The following is an 18,224-nucleotide window of genomic DNA, read 5'->3' on the forward strand; positions in this document are numbered from 1 at the left end:
TCCCTTCGATGTGAGGCAAGGCACGCGGTGAGGGCCGCGGGCGGTTACTTGAGATAGCTGCGCACAAGCGCCAGCAGCTCGGCGGTCTTCGCGCCCCCATCTCCCTCGGGGGCGCCGAATTCGTCGCGGATATGGGCTTCGAGCACCTCGGCCATCAGCCCGTTCATCGCGCCGCGGGTGGCGGCGATCTGTTGCAAGAGCGGCCCGCAGGGCGCGCCCTCCTCAAGCGCACGTTCAAGCGCTTCGCATTGGCCGCGGATGCGGCGCACGCGCGCGAGAATGCGTTTCTTGTCTTCGGGGTGGTTCGGCATCGGGCTCCGCTTTCTATACTGGGGTATAGTATAATCCGAGCGGCGCGCGCAAGCAAAAACCCCCGACGGCGCGCAGAAGGGGGGCCGGGCAGGGGCTCCGCCCCGTCGCCTGATGGCGACTCCCCGGGATATTTGACGCAAGATGAAAGGGCATGTCGGCACGGGAAAGAGAGCATGCTCTTTCATCTTGCCCTAAATATCCCGGGGGGTGCGGGGGGCGGAGCCCCCCGCTTGGGTCGCCGCGGCCCCGCCGCGGCGAAACCCGAAAGAAAAGGGGCGGCCCGAAGGCCGCCCCTCCAACGGATCGGGCGGGCGGGGAAGTCGCCCGGCCCGGGCGCGTTTTCTCAATAGTGTTCCTCGTAATGGTCGAGGCTGGCGCGGAAGCCTGCCGTGCCCCGCGTGGCGCCGCCGAGCGACTGGAACAGATCGGCCAGTGCGGCGGCGGGCATCAGCGCGTCGAACTGATCCCAGCCTTTCGCCGCCGGATCGGCCTCAAAGCCCAGCACCTGCCCCTTGAGCCCGGAGACGAGCGGCGAGAGCCCGCCCGAATAGACCGAGGGCACCGAGATTGTCACCTTGCAGACCGGCTGCAACACCACGGTGCCGATCTCGCTGAGCGCCTCGCGCACCGCTGCCTTGCCCGCGGTGCGGAAGGCGTGATCGGAACTGTCGACGGCATGGCTCTTGCCGTCCGAGAGGTTGACCGCAAGGTCCACCACCGGATAGCCCTTCGGCCCGGCGCTGAGCGCCTCGCGTGCGCCCGCTTCCACGGAGGGGATGTAGTTGCGCGGCACCGCGCCCCCTTTGACCGTTTCGGTAAAGGCAAAGCCTTCGCCCCGGCCGAGCGGTTTCACCTCGATCACCACATCGGCAAACTGCCCCGCGCCGCCCGATTGCTTGCGGTGGCGGTATTGCTTTTGCGCAGAGCCGGTAACGGTTTCGCACAAAGCGGTGCCCTGCGGCGCGGTCAGCGCCTTGATGCCGAAATCCGCCTCGAGTTTTTCCAGCACACGGCGCAGATGCAGCGGGCCCTGCGTGCCAAGGAGTGTTTTGCCCGATTGCGGATCGGTGCCGACCGTCAGCCCCGGATCGAGTTCGAGGAGTTTCGGCAGTGCCGCGGCAAGGCGGGTTTCGTCGCGCTCGTTCTCGGGCTCGATCAGCAGCGCATGGTTTGCGGGCGGCGCCACCATCCATGCGGGAAGCTCAAGGCAGCCTTCGGCGCTGTAAAGCGGCTGCGCCAGCCCGAGGTGATCGGTTTTCACCGTCAGGCCGATCTCGCCCGGTGCCAGCGCGCCAAGCTGGGTTTTTGCGTCGATATCGGTGATCGAGCCGATCGTTGCGCCGCCAAGCTTTGCGCCCGGCGCCACGCCCGCGGCAAGCGCGCGCACGAGCACCGTCTTGCCAAGGTGCTTGACGTTATCGGCGAGCGCCCCCACCGCGAGCGCGCCGGTGCGCGCGGCGGTCCCGGCCACGCCGGGCACTTCGTGGCGCAGGCTCTTCATCAGCCGCATCATGCCATTGCCATGGCTCGCCGAGCCCAGAAGCGCGGGCAGAAGGTCATGGTGTTGCAGGGCCTTGGTCGAGATGTCGTAGACTTCTTCGGTCATCGGCGCCTGATCCTCGATCAGCTCGGTCAGGAGCTGTTCATCGAAATCGGCCAGATGTTCGAGCAGCTCGCCGCGCGCCTCTTCCTCGCGTTCGCGCAGCGCGGCGGGCAGCTCCATCAGCGAGGAGCGGGCGTGGTCATGATATTCCCAGGCGCGCTCGGAAATCAGGTCGACCGCGCCGATCACATGGCCGTCCTTGCGGATCGGGATTTGCCGCAGCACGATCGCATGCGGGCAATAGCCTTGCAGCGCGGCGACAATCGCGCTCGCGCGGTCCTGAGTCGCGTCGATCTTGTTGACAAAGATGAAGCTGGGCAGGTCTGCGGCCTCGATCAGCCGCAGATAGGGCGCGGCGAGCACCGCCGCTTCGGCATCGGCGGGCACGCAAAGCACGACCGCATCCGAAGCGGCCAGCATCGGTGCGATCTGCGGCAGATGGTCGGCGCCCCCCGGCGCCTCCAGCAGCGCCCAGTCTTCGCCCATGAAAGAGAATTTCGTCACCGTGGTCTCGCCGAAAAGCGCATGTTTGCGCGGTTTGGCGCCTTCCAGTGTTGCCAGAGCTTCGGCCAGCGTCGATTTGCCGGCCTGCGATGGGCCTACGATGGAGACGACTTTCATTGGGAATCCTCCTCGGCTTGTCTGTGCGACATGTCATATTCATGTCGCCTGTGCTTCTTCTTAGCGCGTTGATTCTCCCGCCACCTTGACCCATGCCAAACAGAGGCTTATCGCGCGGAAGATGACTGAGAGCCGCAGGAGCCGAATATGACCGAGTGGAACACGCGCACGAAACTGGTGCATGAAGGCATTCGCCGCAGCCAATATGGCGAGATGGCAGAGGCGTTGTTCCTCACGCAGGGGTTCATTTACCCCTCGGCGGAAGTGGCGGAGGCGCGGTTCATCTCTTCGGGCGATGACGAATTCATCTATGCCCGCTACGGCAACCCGACAACGCGGATGTTCGAAGACCGGATGGCGGCGATCGAGGGCACGGAAGATGCCTTTGCCTGCGCCTCCGGCATGGCGGCAATCAACGGGGCGTTGATGTGCACGCTGAAGGCGGGCGATCATGTGGTGGCGGCGCGGCAGATGTTCGGCTCGTGCCTGCATGTGCTCAAGGTGCTTGGCGGGTTCGGGGTGGAGGTGACGCTGATCGACGGCGCCGATCTCGCCAACTGGCGCGATGCGGTGCGCGCGGGCACGAAGATCTGCTTTTTCGAGAGCGTTTCAAACCCCGGCCTTGAAGTGATCGACATCAAGGGCGTGGCCGAGATCGCCCATGCCGTCGGCGCGATCGTGGTGGTGGACAATGCCTTTGCCTCGCCGATCTTTTCGCGCGCGCTTGCTCTTGGCGCCGATGTCGTTGTCTATTCGGCGACCAAGCATATCGACGGCGGCGGGCGGGTGCTTGGCGGCGTGATCTGCGGCACGAAAGAGTTCATCCGCGGCCCGGTCGAGACCTATGTCAAGCATACGGGCGGCGCGATGAGCCCGTTCCATGCCTGGGTGCTGCTGTCGGGGCTGCAAACGCTCGATCTGCGCGTGCGCGCGCAGACGGCCTCGGCGGCGGCGGCGGCAGAGGCGGCAGAGGGGAGCGCGAAGCTGGGGCGCTGCATCTATCCGGGCCTTGCCTCTCATCCCCAGCACGCGCTTGCCATGGCGCAGATGGGGGCGGGCGGCACGATGCTCGGGCTCGATTTCACGGGCGGCAAGGAGGCCGCCTTCCGGTTCCTGAACGCGCTCAAAATCGTGAGCATTTCCAACAACCTCGGCGATGCGAAGTCGATTGCCACGCATCCGGCCACGACCACGCACAAGAACCTCTCCGATGAGGATCGCGCCACGATCGGCATCACCCCCGGTCTGGTGCGGATTTCCTTCGGGATCGAGGATACCGCGGATCTTGTGGCGGATGTGATGGGGGCGATTGCGGCGGCCTGAGCCGCTTTCGGGCAGAAAATCGTCGGCTGGTTGCAACTTCCCTTGGACTTTCTCCGTCTCACTCCCATATCGGAACCAGGCGCCAGGAGGCGGAAGGGAGAGGCCATGAATATCCAGGGACGCATCGGAACCCCCGACTTGGACGAGGCGAAAGCCGCGCTCGAAACGCTGCGGCTCTGGGCGTCGGAGGCGCATCCGGGCGAGGTCTCCGCGCTGGACCCGGCGATTGCGCGGCTTTTGCCCGGCGCACCGGCAAGCTACCCCGATCTCGCGCGGGTCTATGATGCCGCGTTCCGCCCCGATGCGGCCTACAAGGCGGCGATGCCGGACCTGCAAAATGGTCCCGCCTCGCTGATCGTCGGCGCGAAGACGCGAATCGAACATGTGGGGATTTCCAACTTCCGGCTGCCGATCAAATATCGGCTGCGCGATGGCGGTGAGGTGGTGCTGGAGACCTCTGTCACCGGCTCGGTGAGCCTTGAGGCGGAGAAGAAGGGGATCAACATGTCCCGCATCCTGCGCAGCTTCTATGCGCATTCGGAGCGGGAATTCTCCTTTGAGGTGATGGCCGCGGCGCTTGATGATTATGTCGAAAACCTCGAAAGCTTCGATGCGCGGCTGATGATGCGCTTTTCGCTGCCGTTGCAGGTGGAGAGCCTGCGCTCCGGCCTCTCGGGCTGGCAGTATTACGATATCGCGCTGGAAATGGTGGAGCAGGCGGGGGTGCGCACGAAGATCGTGCATCTCGATTTCGTCTATTCCTCGACCTGCCCCTGTTCGCTGGAGCTTTCCGAAGATGCCCGTATCCGCCGGGGCCGCCTTGCCACGCCGCATTCGCAACGCTCGGTGGCGCGGATCTCTGTGGTGGTGGAGCCCGGCCAGGTGCTCTGGTTCGAGGATCTGATCGAGATCGCCCGCGCCAATGTGCCGACCGAGACGCAGGTGATGGTGAAGCGCGAGGATGAACAGGCCTTTGCCGAGCTGAACGCCGCCAACCCGATCTTTGTCGAGGATGCGGTGCGCGCCTTTGCCGCCGGGCTTATGGCCGAGCCGCGGGTGGGCGATTTTCGGGTGATTGCGAGCCATCAGGAGAGCCTGCACAGCCACGACGCGGTGGCGCTTCTGACCGAGGGGCCGACCTTTGCGGCCACGAGCCTTGATCCGCAGCTTTTCGCGAGCCTGATCCACCGCGGTTGAGCGGGGAGGGGGGCGCTGCCCCCCGTCCGCAAGCGGACTCCCCCCGGGATATTTGCACAAAGTCGAAGGGCAAGATCCCGTCTTCGACTTTGCTCAAATATCCCGGGGGTGAATGGCCCGGAACGGGCCAGAGGGGGCAGCGCCCCCTTGGTGCGGATCTGGAACAGAGGCAGAACATGGGCCTTCCCCTCGGCTCCGCCGCAAGATAAAGTATGCGCATGGATATTCTGGACGATGACGATGATTTCGGCGGGCTGACGCTCTCGCAGCGCGCGATGATGGGGGCGCGGGCGGGAACGGCGCAGCCGGACTATCTCGACGGGCTCAACCCCGAGCAGCGTCGCGCCGTCGAGGCGCTTGACGGGCCGGTGTTGATGCTCGCGGGCGCGGGCACCGGCAAGACCAAGGCGCTGACCACGCGAATCGCGCATCTGATCCGCACCGGCCATGCGCGCCCGAACGAGATTCTGGCCGTCACCTTCACCAACAAGGCCGCGCGCGAGATGAAGGAGCGCGTGGGCCGGCTGTTGGGGGAAACGCTCGAGGGCATGCCCTGGCTTGGCACCTTCCATGCCGTTTGCGTCAAGCTTTTGCGCCGCCATGCCGAGCTTGTCGGCCTCAGGTCGAACTTCACCATCCTCGATACCGATGACCAGATCCGGCTTCTCAAGCAGGTGATCGCGGCCGCCAACATGGATGAGAAGCGCTGGCCCGCGCGCCAGTTGGCCGGGCTGATCGACAGCTGGAAGAACCGCGCGCTCACGCCCGAGAAGGTGCGCGGCGCCGAGACGGCGCATTTCAACAACCGCGGCAGCGAGCTTTATGCCGCCTATCAGGCGCGGCTCATCACGCTCAACGCGGTCGATTTTGGCGATCTGCTGCTGCATATGGTGACGATTTTCCAGCGCCACGAGGATCTGCTCGCGCAATATCAGCGCTGGTTCCGCTACATTCTCGTCGACGAGTATCAAGACACCAACACCGCGCAATATCTGTGGCTGCGGCTTTTGGCGCAGGGCCATCACAACATCTGCTGCGTGGGCGATGACGATCAGTCGATCTACGGCTGGCGTGGCGCCGAAGTGGGCAATATCTTGCGGTTCGAAAAGGATTTTCCGGGGGCCGTGGTGGTGCGGCTTGAGCAAAATTACCGCTCGACCGAGCATATTCTTGCCGCCGCTTCGGGGCTTATTGCGGCGAACCGGGACCGGCTCGGCAAGGAGCTCTGGACCGAGGAAAAGGGCGGCGAAAAAGTCCGGCTGATTGGCCATTGGGATGGCGAGGAGGAGGCGCGCTGGATCGGCGAGGAAATCGAGGCTTTGCGCGACGGGCGCCGCGCGCTGGGCCCGGTGCCGCTCAACGGACAGGCGATTTTGGTGCGCGCGAGCCATCAGATGCGCGCCTTCGAGGATCGGTTCTTGACCATCGGCCTGCCGTATCGGGTGATTGGCGGGCCGCGCTTTTACGAGCGGCTCGAGATCCGCGATGCGATGGCCTATTTCCGCCTGGCTGTCTCGCCCGACGATGACCTCGCCTTTGAGCGGGTGGTGAACCAGCCCAAGCGCGGGCTGGGCGACAAGGCGCAGGCGACGATCCAGACGGCGGCGCGCGCGGCGCAGGCGGGGCTGGTGATGGGGGCCAAATCGGTGCTCCAGAAAGGCGCGCTTTCGGGCAAGGCGGCGGGGGCGCTCAGGGGCTTTGTCGAGAGCATCGGGCGCTGGCATGGCGCGGTGCTTGAGGGCGCCGATCATGTGCGCCTTGCGGAAACGATTCTGGAGGAGTCGGGCTATACCGCGATGTGGCTCAACGACAAGACACCCGAGGCGCCGGGGCGGCTCGAAAACCTCAAGGAACTGGTGAAGGCGCTCGAACAGTTCGAGAACCTGCAGGGCTTCCTTGAGCATGTCGCGTTGATCATGGAGAACGACAAGGCCGAGACCGAGGACAAGGTCTCGATCATGACGCTGCATGCCGCGAAGGGGCTCGAATTCCCGGCCGTGTTCCTGCCCGGCTGGGAGGAGGGGCTGTTTCCGAGCCAGCGTGCGCTGGATGAAAGCGGTGCGCGCGCGCTCGAGGAGGAGCGGCGGCTTGCCTATGTGGGGATCACCCGTGCCGAGGCGCTGTGCACGATCTCCTTTGCCGGCAACCGCCGGGTTTACGGGCAGTGGCAGAGCCAGCTTCCGTCGCGCTTCATTGATGAGCTGCCGGGGCGCCATGTCGATGTGCTGACGCCGCCGGGGCTTTATGGCGGTGGCGCCGGGGCGGCGGCGGTGACGGGCTTTGGCGCGCTCGAAGATCGGGCGAGCCGGGCCGATGTCTATAACTCGCCCGGCTGGCGCCGGATGGAGAGCCGCGCCACCACGCCGCCAAAACCCAAGGCGCGCACCGTGACAACGGTGGATGTGGTTGCCTTTGGCGAGGGCGACCGGGTGTTCCACCAGAAGTTCGGCTATGGCGAGGTGATCGCGCTTGAGGGCGACACGGCGATGGTGGAGTTTGACAAAGCAGGCTCAAAACACGTCAAGGCGGGTTTTCTGAAGCCCGCTGCGGGGCTCGACGACGTGCCGTTCTGAGCCCTCAGCCGGAGTTCATCACCACGACTGCGGCCACGGCGAGCCCGATCCCCAAGGTCTCGCGCCAGCCGAAGGGCTCGTGAAAGACGACGATGCCGAGACCGGCGAGCAGCAGGATTGTTGCGGCGCTGTAGATCACCCCGACGCTGGCCAGCGAATGGCTGCGCATGAGGAAGAACCAGCCGATACCGCCGAGCCCGTAAATCACCGCGCCCAGAAGGAAAATCGGGCTTGTCAGGCCATGGCTCTGGGTTGAGGCGAGCTTGATCAGGTAATCCGCCACCAGCGTTGCCGCAGTGACCGCCGCCAGAATCACCCATGACTGCATGGCACTCTCCCCGAATCGTTCCCCAAAATCTACGCGGGCGATCCGCGCCCACCAAAAGATTTTGCGTGAGACGTTGCAGATCGGAGCCTAGAGCGCCTTGAATCGGGCGCCGAGCCGTGCGGCTTCCTCGGCAAGGCCCCAGGGCGGGTTCAGAACCACCATGCCGGAGCCGATCATGCCATGCCCCTCGCGCGCGGGCGGGAAGCGCACCTCGGAAAACAGCGCCTCGGAATGCGTGGCCTTGAGGGTGCGCAGCATTGCCCGTTGCGCGCCCGAAACCGCCACCTCGGGCGCGAGCACCGGATACCAGAGCGCGATGACGCCGACGTTCCATTTGCGCGCCAGATGGCCGATGAGTTCGGGCACCATCTCGTAATCGGATTTCACCTCCCAGGAGGGGTCGATCAGCATCAGCCCGCGCCGCGGGGTGGGCGGGCATAGCGCGAGCGCCATTTGCCGCCCGTCCTTGTGATGAAAGATCCCGCCATGAGGGGCCATCGCGGTTTTGAGGGCGCCAAATTCCTGCGGATGCAGCTCGCAGAGCTGGATCGAATCCATCGGCCGCAGCAGCGTGGCCGCCAGAAGCGGCGAGCCGGGATAGGCCGCGGGCCCATGCGCGGCATGCACGGCCGCGAGCGCGCGCATATAGGGGTGATCCGGGGCAAACCAGCGCTCCTTGAGCGCGCGCGCAATCCCTGCCGCCGCCTCGCCGGTCTTGATCGCCTCGGGGGCATCCAGCGCATAGAGGCCCCGCCCGGCATGGGTTTCAAGATAGCTCAGCGGCTTGTCCTTGCGGGTCATGTAATCGAGCATGCAGGCCAGCAGCGCATGCTTGTGCACATCGGCCAGATTCCCGGCGTGGTAGCCATGTTGATAAGACAGCATCCCGATCCCCTTTTCTCCTTCCTGCCGTGCCGGGGCTGAAGCTGCAAGATCCGGTGCGTGCCCCGCGCCCGAAAACCCCTGGCAGGACGCGACCGCGCGCCCGAAAGGCCGCGTGGTTGCCGTTATCCTGGTCGGAAAATGGAAACGGCGGCGCCCAGGGAGGAGGAGGGGCGCCGCCGTCGGAACCTCGGCCCCAGGGAGGAGGAGGGGGCCTTGGTATGTCCGTGCCGCCGGAAGGAACAAGCGGCACATATCCCGCGCTCAGGGAGGAGGTCGAGCACGGTATCGGGTCGAAGGAGCGGCGACCTCAGGGAGGAGGAAGAGGTCGCCGCCTTCTTTACAAGCCCCAGGGAGGAGGAGGGGGCCTGATCAGGGTCCGGCATCGGGGCCGGTATAGGGTGGCGGCACTCTCAGGGAGGAGGAGAGAGAGTGCCGCCGATCTCCGAGGCCCAGGGAGGAGGAGGGGCCTCAGGAAACCTTATCTGCCGTAGGCTGCCTCCAGCGCGATGCGGGTCAGCATCGAGCGGTGCATGCCAAGATCGCTCAGCTCGCGATCCGAAAGCGAGCGCAGTTCCGCGAGCGTCTGACGATAAACCTTGCGGCGGGCAAGGCCCTCACGCAGCGTTGCCACGATCTGGGCGAGGCCCGTCTCGGTGCTGCGGATATCACTTGCCAGGGCCATGGTCTGTCGTCTCTCGTCGCTTGGGTCTGCTCTGTCTGCGCCGGTTTTGCGGGTTTGTCGCTGCGGTCCACCGTCGCTGTTGGGGCTAACATGGGGGAAATGCTGCATCTGCACAACGGCGGACAGGAGCAACGCTGCCTTGCGGAAAATGCATAACGGATTCTGACCTGAATCCGCCTTCAAACTGGAGTCATTCCATCTTGAGGCGCGCAAAATTCGCGCAAATCTTGCGCGGCCCCCCGTTGGCCCCTTGCGGTGCGCGGCAAAAGGGCCACAGTCCTGACCAAATCGTCAGGAGGCAATCATGGTGCTCAGCAAGGAATCGGTACTCGCAACCCTCAAGGCTACGCCCGTTCCGGGGGGGGGCGATGCCGTGAGTCGTGGCCTTGTGCATGCGCTCGCGGTCGAATCGGGGGTTGTGCGCCTTGTGCTGGAGGGGGCGCCGGAGCCGGAACTGGTGGCGATGCGGCCACTGATCGAGGCCGCGCTGCGGGCGCTTGACGGGGTGAAGAGCCTGTCGGTGGTGATCCCGGCCGCCGCGCCCAAGGGCATGAAAATCGGCGGGCACCCGAAACCGCAGGAGGGGCCGGTGCCGGTGGCGGGGGTGCGCCATGTGATCGCGGTGGGCTCGGGCAAGGGCGGGGTCGGCAAATCCACCGTTTCGGCCAATCTCGCGGTGGCGCTGGCGCGGGCGGGCAAGCGGGTGGGGCTTCTGGATGCGGATCTTTATGGGCCGAGCCAACCGCGGATGATGGGCACGACCACGAAGCCGCGTTCCAGCGATGGCGACAGGATCGAGCCGGTCGTGGCGCATGGCGTGGTGATGATGTCGCTCGGGCTGATGCTGCGCGAGGATGAGGCGGTGATCTGGCGCGGGCCGATGCTGATGGGGGCGATGCAGCAGTTGCTGGGGCAGGTGCGCTGGAACGCTCATGGCGATCTTGATGTGCTGGTGATCGACCTGCCGCCGGGCACCGGAGATATTCAGCTTTCGCTGTGTCAGAAAACCGTGCTTGACGGCGCGGTGATCGTGTCGACACCGCAGGATGTGGCGCTTCTCGATGCGAAGAAGGCGATCGACATGTTTTCGCGGCTCAAGGTGCCGGTGCTCGGGCTGATCGAGAACATGTCCACCTATATCTGCCCCAATTGCGGCCATGAGGCGCATCTGTTTGGCCATGGCGGGGTGCAGGCGGAGGCCGGGCGGCTGGGCCTGCCGTTCCTTGGCGCGCTGCCGCTTGCGCTTGAGGTGCGGCTTGCGGGCGATGCGGGCACACCGGTCGCAACGGGAGAAGGCCCGGCGGCCGAGGCCTATGCGGCGCTCGCCGCGCAGATGATCGCGGCGGGGGTGGCCTGAGGCTTTCGCCTCGGCAGGGCCGAGGCGACCCGGCGGGGGGCTGCCGCCCCCCGCACCCCCCGCTTCCCGGGGGGCGAGCCCCCCGGCCCCCCACCTTTGGCCCAAGCGCCAAGGCCCGCAAGGCGGAGCGGCATGAAAAAGGCCCCGGAAACATCCGGGGCCATGGTCGTCTGGAGAGGCGCTCAGAGCTTGCCGTTGCGCTGCTGGATCATCATGAAGGTGTCGTAGTTATATTCGGCCACCTGGGTCCAGAGGTAGTTCTCGGCACGGAACGCCTTCATCGAGGTCCAGATCTTCGCAAAGGCCGGGTTCGTGGCTTCCAGTTCGGCATAGATCTCGTTGGCGGCGTTGAAGCAGGCCTCGAGGATCTCCTGGCTGAACGGGCGCAGCTGCGCGCCTTTTGCGACGAGCGATTTCAGCGCGGCCGGGTTGTTGTAATCATATTTCTGCAACATGTTGGCATCGACCGCCTGACACGCGGTGCGCAGCAGCGACTGATAGCTCGGCGGCAGGCCTTCGAAGGCGGCCTTGTTGAACATGAAATGGACCGTCGGGCCGCCTTCCCACCAACCGGGATAGTAGTAATAGGGCGCGACGCGATAAAAGCCGAGCTTTTCATCGTCATAGGGGCCGACCCATTCGGCAGCGTCGATCGTGCCCTTTTCGAGCGCCGGATAGACATCGCCGCCGGAGACCTGCTGCGGCACGAGGCCGAGCTTTTCCATCACCTTGCCCGCAAAGCCGCCGATCCGCATCTTCAGCCCCTGAAGATCGGCCACGGTGTTGATTTCCTTGCGGAACCAGCCGCCCATCTGGACGCCGGTATTGCCGCCCGGGAAGCCGATCAGGCCCTGGGTCGCGAGGAATTCGTTATACATCTCGATGCCGCCGCCATGGTATTGCCAGGCGTTCATGCCGCGGGCGGAAAGCCCGAAAGGCACGGTCGAGCCCAGTGCCCAGGTCGGGTCCTTGCCCCAGTAATAATAGCCGACGGTATGGCTCATCTCCACCGTTCCGGCGGCGGTGGCATCGGCGGCCTGCAGCGCAGGCACAATCTCGCCGGTGGCGAAGGGCTGGATCTGGAACGCGCCATCGGTGGCTTCGGCCATCCGTTGGGAGAGCAGAACCGCGCTGTCATAAAGCGTGTCGAGCGATTTCGGGAAGGAGGAGGTCAGCCGCCAGCTGATCTTTGGTTGCGCCTGCGCGAGCGCCGGAGTGGCGAGCGTGCTGGCCGCCGCGCCGCCGAGCGCGGCCTTGGTCAGAAATGAGCGACGATCCATTGGGTCTCCTCCCGTCTATACGGTCTTTCGTGTCCAGGTTGTGCCGGCCCCGCGGGCGGCCCGATCGGGCGCCAACCTGTCACTGCGGCGCGAGACTGTCCAGACGGGGCGCAGCAAAATTGCGCGCTGCGGCAAGAAAGACCCTGCGGCCGAACGCGCGGCCGGGTTTGGGCGCAAGGATTGAAGCGGGACGGGCGGCCGAGGCATGCAACCGTCGAGACGGGCGGCCCGTTCCCGCCACAGCGGTGGGGCTGCGGTCAGCGCATGTCGGGAAGCTGGATGCGCGCGACCTGTTCGGCGATCGGATCGACCGAGAGCGGATGGGTTTCGCCGCAATGATCCTCGGGGTTGCCAAGCGGTTGCCAGCGACCGCCCTTGAAGATCTCGAGCGCGGAGAACCGCGCCTTGTAGCCCATCTTGCGCGAGCCGGGCACCCAATAGCCGAGGTAGACGTAGGGCAGGCCGGCTTTCCGGGCGAGGGCGATGTGATCGAGGATCAGATAGGTGCCGAGGCTCGAATCCGCCTGATCGGGGTCATAGAAGCTGTAGACCATGCTCACCCCGTCATCGAGCACATCGGTCAGGCAGACGGCGGTGAGCGCGCTCGCGCCGGTCGGATCGGTGGCGGTGCGATATTCGACCACGCGGGTCTTGACCGGGGTTTCCTCGATCATCGCGGCAAATTCGAAAATATCCATGTCTGCCATGCCGCCATCGGCGTGGCGGGCATCCAGATAGCGGCGAAACAGCATGAACTGCTCTTCGGTCGCCCAGGGGCTGGTGGCCGTGCGCCGCAGAAGCGCGTTTTTTGCCAGCACGCGGCGCTGCGTGCGGGAGGGCGTGAAATCCGCCACCCGGATGCGCGCCGAAAGGCAGGCCGTGCAATCGGCGCAGGAGGGGCGGTAGAGCACATTTTGCGAGCGCCGGAAGCCCTGACGCGAGAGCGCATTGTTGAGCTTTTCGGCCCCTTCGCCCTGAAGTGCGGTGAACAGTTTCCGCTCTGACCGGCCCTCAAGATAGGGGCAGGGCTGCGGAGCGGTCACGTAGAACTGCGGGGCAAGGGGAAGCGAATGGCGCATCGGGGTCGGGGGGCTGCGGGCCGCGGGGATGACGGCGCATCTTCACGCTATCAAAGCCGGGGCCGCACGCCAAGGATTTCATGCGTCTTTTACAGGGCAACCCCGCCGGTAAAGCGGGGTTGATGCGTTTTAAAGGCGTTGAAGCGGCTGCGCGGCTCAGTAACGACCGCTCCCGTCGTCGTGCCGGTCGTGGTGGGCGGGGGTGTCGGCCTGTGCCGTCTCGGCTGCGGGCGCCGCTGCGGCGCGGGCGCGTTCATCCATATATTGGTCGAATTCGGCCTTGTCGCGGGCCTCGCGCAGGCGGCGCAGGAAGCTTTCGAATTCGTCCTGCTCGCGTTCGAGCCGGGCCAGAGTATCTGCCTTGTAGGCGTCGAAGGCGGCATTGCCGGTCCCGCGGGAGGCATGGAACGACATGCCGCGTCCGCATCGATGCATCCAGCCCTCCGCGCGGGCGCGGCAGGTGCGCCCCGAGAACCGGCCCGTGATCAGGATGAAGCCGAGGACAACGAGGCCGAGCGGCCCGGCAAAGATGAACGCGCCGATCATCACGACGATCCAACTGGTCGGCCCGCGTTCGTCAAGCCAGTTGAGCGCACGGGTCAGCCCGTTCGGGCGGTCGGCGGGGTTGGTACTGGTGGCGGTCATGTTCTGCTCCGGGATGATGTAAATAGTGTTTACATGAACGCAGATGGGGAGAGGGTCCGTCGGCTGCAAGGGGGGATGTAAAGATTATTTACATTTGGGCGCGCGCTCAGGCGACGGAGCCGGAGTGGACGATCGCGCGCGATCTTCCAAAATGTCGCACGCCGGGCGGCGCGAATCTTGACCTAGGTCAAAGTGGTTTTGCGCGCCGACAGCTTAGAACAGGTCATCGGGTTCCTGATCTCCCTGAAATGGCGCAAGCCAGAGGAGCCCGAGACAGAACCCGGACGTTCTCCCTCGTCGGGTTTCAATAACGCGCTGCGGGCCTCCCTCCCGCAGCGCTTTATTTTTGGCCGCTGGCTTTGGCGTGTCTGCCCAGTCCGTGTCTGCGCAGTCCACAGCTTTCGCTTCGGCAGGGCCGAAGCGACCCGCCGGGGGCTTCGCCCCCGGACCCCCTCACGGGGCGGTTACAGGATCAACACCTGCGTGCCGACCGGGCAGAGCGGATAAAGTTCTTCAACCTGCGCGTTGAACAGCCCGATACAGCCCGACGAGCTTTTGCGGCCGATCTTGCGGGTATCATGGGTGCCGTGGATGATATAGGCGGGCCAGCTCAGATACATCGCGCGCGTGCCAAGCGGGTTGTCAGGGCCGGGGGGCATCGCATGCAGGCTCGGATCGGCGGCGATCATCGAGGCGGTCGGCGTCCAGCTCGGGTTCTCGCGCTTGCGCACAATCTCGGTATAGCCGGTTTTTGTCAGCTCGGGGGATTTTGGCACCGAGGTCGGGTAGAGCCGGTATTCCGCCCCGCCCGGCGCCCAGTAATGGAGCGCTTTCGACCGGGTATCGGCAATCAGGGTCACCTGGTCGAGCCGGTCGAAATGATCGCGCCAGTCGATCTCGCGGAAGGCAGAGATGTTGTGGCGTTCCGCTTGCGCGATGATCGCGGGCTGATCGGCCATCGGGATATCTTGCGTATCCGCACGGGCTAGCGCGGGGGCAACAAGCGTTGCGGCGCCCGAGAGCAGCGCGGTGCGGCGGGTGAGGAGCGGCATGGGGCCTCGCATCAAATTCTGTTTGCAGAATGAATCATTGCATGGCGGGGCAGGGCGCGCAAATCACCTGACCTCACGAGAGGGTGAGCGTTCGCTCCGGCAGGGTCCAAGCGACTCAGGCGCTGGTTCTGGCCCGCCCCCCGCCTTCGAAGCCAGAAAACGGGCCGCAAGAGAGAGCGGCGCGAAATGTGTGACCGATGCCGGGGCGGTCCGCCGCCGTCTTCCCAGTGTTCAGGCGCATTCCGGGAGCTATGCCCCCCTGTCGACTTTGCACAAATATCCCGGGGGGTGCGGGGGGCGGAGCCCCCCGCCGGGTCGCTTCGGCTCTGCCGAAGCGAAAGGGGCCTCCCGCAGACTGCGCCCGCAGACTGCACCAGCAGATTGAGCCAGCTCATGCAAAAGGCCCTCCGAAGAGGGCCCCGTTCGCACGATGGCTCAGCACGTCATTTCGGCGCGATCATCATCACCATTTGACGGCCTTCGAGCTTGGGCATGCTCTCGATCTTGCCCGCTTCGCCCACATCACCGGCCACGCGGTTGAGAAGCTCAAGCCCGAGCTGCTGGTGCGCCATTTCGCGGCCACGGAACCGCAAGGTCACCTTCACCTTGTCGCCCTCGCTGAGGAATTTCATCACCGAGCGCATCTTGACCTCATAGTCATGCGTATCGGTGCCCGGGCGGAACTTGATTTCCTTGATCTCGATGACCTTCTGCTTCTTGCGAGCCTCGGCCTCTTTCTTCTGCTGTTCGTATTTGAACTTGCCGAAGTCCATGATCTTGCACACCGGCGGCACCGCGGTGGGCGAGATCTCCACGAGGTCGAGGCCAGCCTCTTCCGCCATCATCATCGCCCGCTGCGGGGTGACCACCCCCACATTCTCTCCGTCCGCCCCGATCAGGCGGATTTCGGGCGCGCGGATGCGATCATTGATCCGGGGGCCGGTGTCGCGTTGCGGCGGGGCATTGTGCGGTCTGCGGGCTATGGCGTTAATCCTTCTGCGGTTCGAGAATGGCGGGCAAAATAGGCCCGGACCCCCGCTGTTTCAACCGCTATTCGCGCGAATCGTCCGGGGGCTGGCGAGAATCGATCTGCCCTGTGACGAAAGGCGGCAATGCGACACGTTTCCTTTGAGGTCGAGCCGGGTCATAGATAGCATCATTGACCTGTTCCCATCAGATTCCCAACAACCAGAGGGGGGAAATATGAGCGATAAGAAAAGCTGGAAAGACCTGCCGCAGAACCAAAAGGTTATGGTCGGCATTCTGGCCTGTGGCGTTGTTCTCGCGGCGATCCTCGGCGCGTCGAAACCCGGCGGCAACACTGTCGTCGTGATGCCCGCTGATCAGATCCCCCCGGGGGCGGTTGTCGTTGCTCCGGCGGCCCCGGCGGCTGAGCCGGCTGTTGTTGAAGCCCCGGCCGTGACCGAAGCCGCTGCCCCGGCGGAAGAAGCCGCTGCCCCGGCGGAAGAAGCTGCCGCTCCGGCGGAAGAAGCCGCTGCTCCGGCGGAAGAAGCTGCTGCTCCGGCGGAAGAAGCTGCTGCTCCGGCGGAAGAAGCCGCTGCTCCGGCGGAAGAAGCCGCTGCCCCGGCTGAAGAAGCTGCTGCTCCTGCGGAAGAAGCCGCTGCCCCGGCTGAAGAAGCTGCTGCTCCGGCGGAAGAAGCTGCTGCTCCGGCTGAAGAAGCTGCTGCTCCGGCTGAAGAAGCTGCTGCCCCGGCGGAAGAAACCCCGGTTGCCGACGCGGCTGAAGCCGTTGCCGACGCGGGGGCCGCTGTGGTCGATGCGGCTGCCGTCGCGGTCGAAGGTGCGGCTGATGCCGTGACCGAAGCGGTTGCTCCGGCTGAAGAAGCCGCTGCCCCGGCTGAAGAAGCTGCTGCCCCGGCTGAAGAAGCTGCTGCCCCGGCTGAAGAAGCTGCTGCTCCGGCGGAAGAAGCCGCTGCTCCGGCGGAAGAAGCCGCTGCCCCGGCTGAAGAAGCCGCTGCCCCGGCGGAAGAAGCTGCCGCTCCGGCGGAAGAAGCTGCCGCTCCGGCTGAAGAAGCTGCCGCTCCGGCGGAAGAAGCTGCCGCTCCGGCGGAAGAAGCTGCTGCCCCGGCTGAAGAAGCTGCCCCGGTGGAAGAAGTTGTCGTCGTCGATCCGGTCGCCGATGCGCTTGCCGCGGCCACCGCTGCGCAAGAAGCCGCTGCCGCTGCCAATGCCGCGGCGCTTGCCGCGCTCGCCGCGGCCCAAGCCGCGATGGCCACCAAGTAATCTTCGCGCTTGCGAGATCTGGCGCCGCCCCTTTCGGGGCGGCGTTTTCTTTGCCTGACCGCCAGACATGAAAAGGGCCGCTCGTGAGAGCGGCCCCAAATCTGTCAACGCCGGGCGGCTTAGATGCCTTCGCCGACGAAGGCCTTTTCCACCACGAATTCGCGCGGCTCGGAGTTTGCGCCTTCACGCAGCCCGTAGCTTTCGAGCACCTTCATCACATCGACGTTGAAGGCGAGCGAGCCGCAGACCATGGCGCGGTCGGTCTCGGGGTTCATCGGCGTGAGCCCCAGATCCTCGAACACCTTGCCCGAGGCGAGGTTGTCGGTGATCCGGCCCATGTGCGGAAAGTCTTCGCGCGTGGTGGTCGGGTAGTATTTCAGCTTGCCCTCGACCATCTCGCCGATCAGCGGGTCATCCTTCAGCGCCTCCACCAGCTCGCGGCCATATTCCAGCTCGGCCACGGTGCGGCAGGTGTGCATCATGATGACTTCGTCGAATTTCTCGTAGCTCTCCGGCTCGCGCATCAGCGAGGCGAAGGGCGCGATGCCGGTGCCGGTGGCAAGGAACCACAGCCGTTTGCCCGGCAGCAGCGCATCGAGCACCAGCGTGCCCACGGGTTTGGGGCGCAAGATGATCTGCTCGCCCGGCTGGATGTGCTGGAGCCGCGAGGTCAGCGGGCCGTCCTGCACCTTGATCGAGTAGAATTCGAGCTCTTCGTCCCAGGCGGGCGAGGCGATCGAATAGGCGCGCATGATCGGCTTGCCGTTGTCATCCAGAAGGCCGATCATCACAAACTCGCCCGAGCGGAAGCGCAGGCTTTGCGGGCGCGTCACCCGGAACGAAAAGAGCGTGTCCGTCCAGTGTTTGACCGCAGTCACGGTCTGGGCATCGGGCAGGATCTTGGCGGGCGCAATGGGGGCAGTCTCGTTCACGGTCGTCTCGTCATTCGGGGCCCGAAGGCCAGTGAACATTCACCGGGCGCGTCGCTTGGGCAGGGCCCTGGCAGCACGCAGCAGCACAAAGATGAGTTGCGGATACCACGT

The 18,224-nt window shown here is 65.2% G+C and carries 16 protein-coding genes; 4 read left to right on the forward strand and 12 right to left on the reverse strand.

Features of this window, described 5'->3' with window-relative positions:
• Positions 1-44: 44 nt before the first annotated feature.
• Together ACFSM0_RS13230 and ACFSM0_RS13235 are read right to left on the reverse strand one after the other, a co-directional pair.
• The gene (locus ACFSM0_RS13230; RefSeq protein WP_377391151.1) at positions 45-311 is read right to left on the reverse strand and encodes a metal/formaldehyde-sensitive transcriptional repressor; all 267 of its coding nucleotides are present in this window, start codon (positions 309-311) and stop codon (positions 45-47) included.
• Positions 312-655: 344 nt separating this feature from the next.
• Complete coding sequence (locus ACFSM0_RS13235; protein ID WP_377391153.1) at positions 656-2,536, reverse strand: elongation factor G; 1,881 nt, start codon at positions 2,534-2,536, stop codon at positions 656-658.
• 147 nt (positions 2,537-2,683) lie between these two features.
• On the opposite strand from ACFSM0_RS13235, the gene ACFSM0_RS13240 reads away from it, so the two are divergent.
• From ACFSM0_RS13240 to ACFSM0_RS13250, 3 genes are all read left to right on the forward strand, one after another.
• Positions 2,684-3,859 carry an aminotransferase class I/II-fold pyridoxal phosphate-dependent enzyme gene (locus ACFSM0_RS13240; RefSeq protein WP_377391156.1) on the forward strand — a complete coding sequence of 392 codons (1,176 nt, stop codon included), beginning with the start codon at positions 2,684-2,686 and terminating at the stop codon, positions 3,857-3,859.
• Positions 3,860-3,964: 105 nt separating this feature from the next.
• On the forward strand, positions 3,965-5,056 hold the full coding sequence (gene folE2 / locus ACFSM0_RS13245; protein WP_377391159.1) for a GTP cyclohydrolase FolE2: 1,092 nt from the start codon (positions 3,965-3,967) through the stop codon (positions 5,054-5,056).
• 218 nt (positions 5,057-5,274) lie between these two features.
• Entirely contained in the window at positions 5,275-7,629 is a 2,355-nt protein-coding gene (locus ACFSM0_RS13250; protein ID WP_377392460.1) for an ATP-dependent helicase, read from the forward strand.
• Between the two features lie 4 nt (positions 7,630-7,633).
• Here ACFSM0_RS13250 and ACFSM0_RS13255 read toward each other — a convergent pair whose 3' ends face one another.
• From ACFSM0_RS13255 to ACFSM0_RS13265, 3 genes are all read right to left on the reverse strand, one after another.
• Entirely contained in the window at positions 7,634-7,957 is a 324-nt protein-coding gene (locus ACFSM0_RS13255) for a hypothetical protein (protein WP_377391162.1), read from the reverse strand.
• A gap of 87 nt (positions 7,958-8,044) precedes the next feature.
• Positions 8,045-8,842 carry a 23S rRNA (adenine(2030)-N(6))-methyltransferase RlmJ gene (locus tag ACFSM0_RS13260; RefSeq protein ID WP_377391164.1) on the reverse strand — a complete coding sequence of 266 codons (798 nt, stop codon included), beginning with the start codon at positions 8,840-8,842 and terminating at the stop codon, positions 8,045-8,047.
• Between the two features lie 478 nt (positions 8,843-9,320).
• Positions 9,321-9,524, reverse strand: coding sequence for a DUF1127 domain-containing protein (locus ACFSM0_RS13265; RefSeq protein ID WP_377391167.1), 204 nt, complete (start codon positions 9,522-9,524; stop codon positions 9,321-9,323).
• 304 nt (positions 9,525-9,828) lie between these two features.
• Here ACFSM0_RS13265 and ACFSM0_RS13270 point away from each other — a divergent pair, with 304 nt between their 5' ends.
• Complete coding sequence (locus ACFSM0_RS13270; RefSeq protein ID WP_377391170.1) at positions 9,829-10,881, forward strand: Mrp/NBP35 family ATP-binding protein; 1,053 nt, start codon at positions 9,829-9,831, stop codon at positions 10,879-10,881.
• Positions 10,882-11,063: 182 nt separating this feature from the next.
• Here ACFSM0_RS13270 and ACFSM0_RS13275 read toward each other — a convergent pair whose 3' ends face one another.
• From ACFSM0_RS13275 to ACFSM0_RS13305, 7 genes are all read right to left on the reverse strand, one after another.
• A complete protein-coding gene (locus tag ACFSM0_RS13275; protein ID WP_377391173.1) occupies positions 11,064-12,161 on the reverse strand; it encodes a TRAP transporter substrate-binding protein in 1,098 nt (365 codons plus the stop codon).
• 257 nt (positions 12,162-12,418) lie between these two features.
• On the reverse strand, positions 12,419-13,240 hold the full coding sequence (locus ACFSM0_RS13280; protein ID WP_377391176.1) for an arginyltransferase: 822 nt from the start codon (positions 13,238-13,240) through the stop codon (positions 12,419-12,421).
• 156 nt (positions 13,241-13,396) lie between these two features.
• Complete coding sequence (locus tag ACFSM0_RS13285) at positions 13,397-13,885, reverse strand: DUF2852 domain-containing protein (protein ID WP_377391179.1); 489 nt, start codon at positions 13,883-13,885, stop codon at positions 13,397-13,399.
• Positions 13,886-14,349: 464 nt separating this feature from the next.
• A complete protein-coding gene (locus ACFSM0_RS13290; RefSeq protein ID WP_377391182.1) occupies positions 14,350-14,937 on the reverse strand; it encodes a L,D-transpeptidase in 588 nt (195 codons plus the stop codon).
• Between the two features lie 443 nt (positions 14,938-15,380).
• Positions 15,381-15,929 (reverse strand): translation initiation factor IF-3, encoded by a 549-nt coding sequence (infC, locus tag ACFSM0_RS13295; RefSeq protein ID WP_465270049.1) that lies wholly within the window; start codon positions 15,927-15,929, stop codon positions 15,381-15,383.
• Positions 15,930-16,110: 181 nt separating this feature from the next.
• Entirely contained in the window at positions 16,111-17,250 is a 1,140-nt protein-coding gene (locus ACFSM0_RS13300; protein WP_377391185.1) for a hypothetical protein, read from the reverse strand.
• A 50-nt stretch (positions 17,251-17,300) separates the two neighbouring features.
• Positions 17,301-18,152, reverse strand: coding sequence for a ferredoxin--NADP reductase (locus ACFSM0_RS13305; protein WP_377391188.1), 852 nt, complete (start codon positions 18,150-18,152; stop codon positions 17,301-17,303).
• Between the last annotated feature and the right edge of the window lie 72 nt (positions 18,153-18,224).

The sequence above is a fragment of the Rhodobacter lacus genome (assembly GCF_042683065.1).
In the GTDB taxonomy this organism is placed as follows: Bacteria; Pseudomonadota; Alphaproteobacteria; order Rhodobacterales; family Rhodobacteraceae; genus Rhodobacter; species Rhodobacter lacus.

Bases quoted from the DNA above. Each gene is read 5' to 3' on its own strand.
- ACFSM0_RS13230 (WP_377391151.1), bottom strand. From the start codon at position 311: ATGCCGAACCACCCCGAAGACAAGAAACGCATTCTCGCGCGCGTGCGC.
- ACFSM0_RS13235 (WP_377391153.1), bottom strand. From the start codon at position 2,536: ATGAAAGTCGTCTCCATCGTAGGCCCATCGCAGGCCGGCAAATCGACG.
- ACFSM0_RS13240 (WP_377391156.1), top strand. From the start codon at position 2,684: ATGACCGAGTGGAACACGCGCACGAAACTGGTGCATGAAGGCATTCGC.
- folE2 (WP_377391159.1), top strand. From the start codon at position 3,965: ATGAATATCCAGGGACGCATCGGAACCCCCGACTTGGACGAGGCGAAA.
- ACFSM0_RS13250 (WP_377392460.1), top strand. From the start codon at position 5,275: ATGGATATTCTGGACGATGACGATGATTTCGGCGGGCTGACGCTCTCG.
- ACFSM0_RS13255 (WP_377391162.1), bottom strand. From the start codon at position 7,957: ATGCAGTCATGGGTGATTCTGGCGGCGGTCACTGCGGCAACGCTGGTG.
- ACFSM0_RS13260 (WP_377391164.1), bottom strand. From the start codon at position 8,842: ATGCTGTCTTATCAACATGGCTACCACGCCGGGAATCTGGCCGATGTG.
- ACFSM0_RS13265 (WP_377391167.1), bottom strand. From the start codon at position 9,524: ATGGCCCTGGCAAGTGATATCCGCAGCACCGAGACGGGCCTCGCCCAG.
- ACFSM0_RS13270 (WP_377391170.1), top strand. From the start codon at position 9,829: ATGGTGCTCAGCAAGGAATCGGTACTCGCAACCCTCAAGGCTACGCCC.
- ACFSM0_RS13275 (WP_377391173.1), bottom strand. From the start codon at position 12,161: ATGGATCGTCGCTCATTTCTGACCAAGGCCGCGCTCGGCGGCGCGGCG.
- ACFSM0_RS13280 (WP_377391176.1), bottom strand. From the start codon at position 13,240: ATGCGCCATTCGCTTCCCCTTGCCCCGCAGTTCTACGTGACCGCTCCG.
- ACFSM0_RS13285 (WP_377391179.1), bottom strand. From the start codon at position 13,885: ATGACCGCCACCAGTACCAACCCCGCCGACCGCCCGAACGGGCTGACC.
- ACFSM0_RS13290 (WP_377391182.1), bottom strand. From the start codon at position 14,937: ATGCCGCTCCTCACCCGCCGCACCGCGCTGCTCTCGGGCGCCGCAACG.
- ACFSM0_RS13300 (WP_377391185.1), bottom strand. From the start codon at position 17,250: ATGTCTGGCGGTCAGGCAAAGAAAACGCCGCCCCGAAAGGGGCGGCGC.
- ACFSM0_RS13305 (WP_377391188.1), bottom strand. From the start codon at position 18,152: ATGTTCACTGGCCTTCGGGCCCCGAATGACGAGACGACCGTGAACGAG.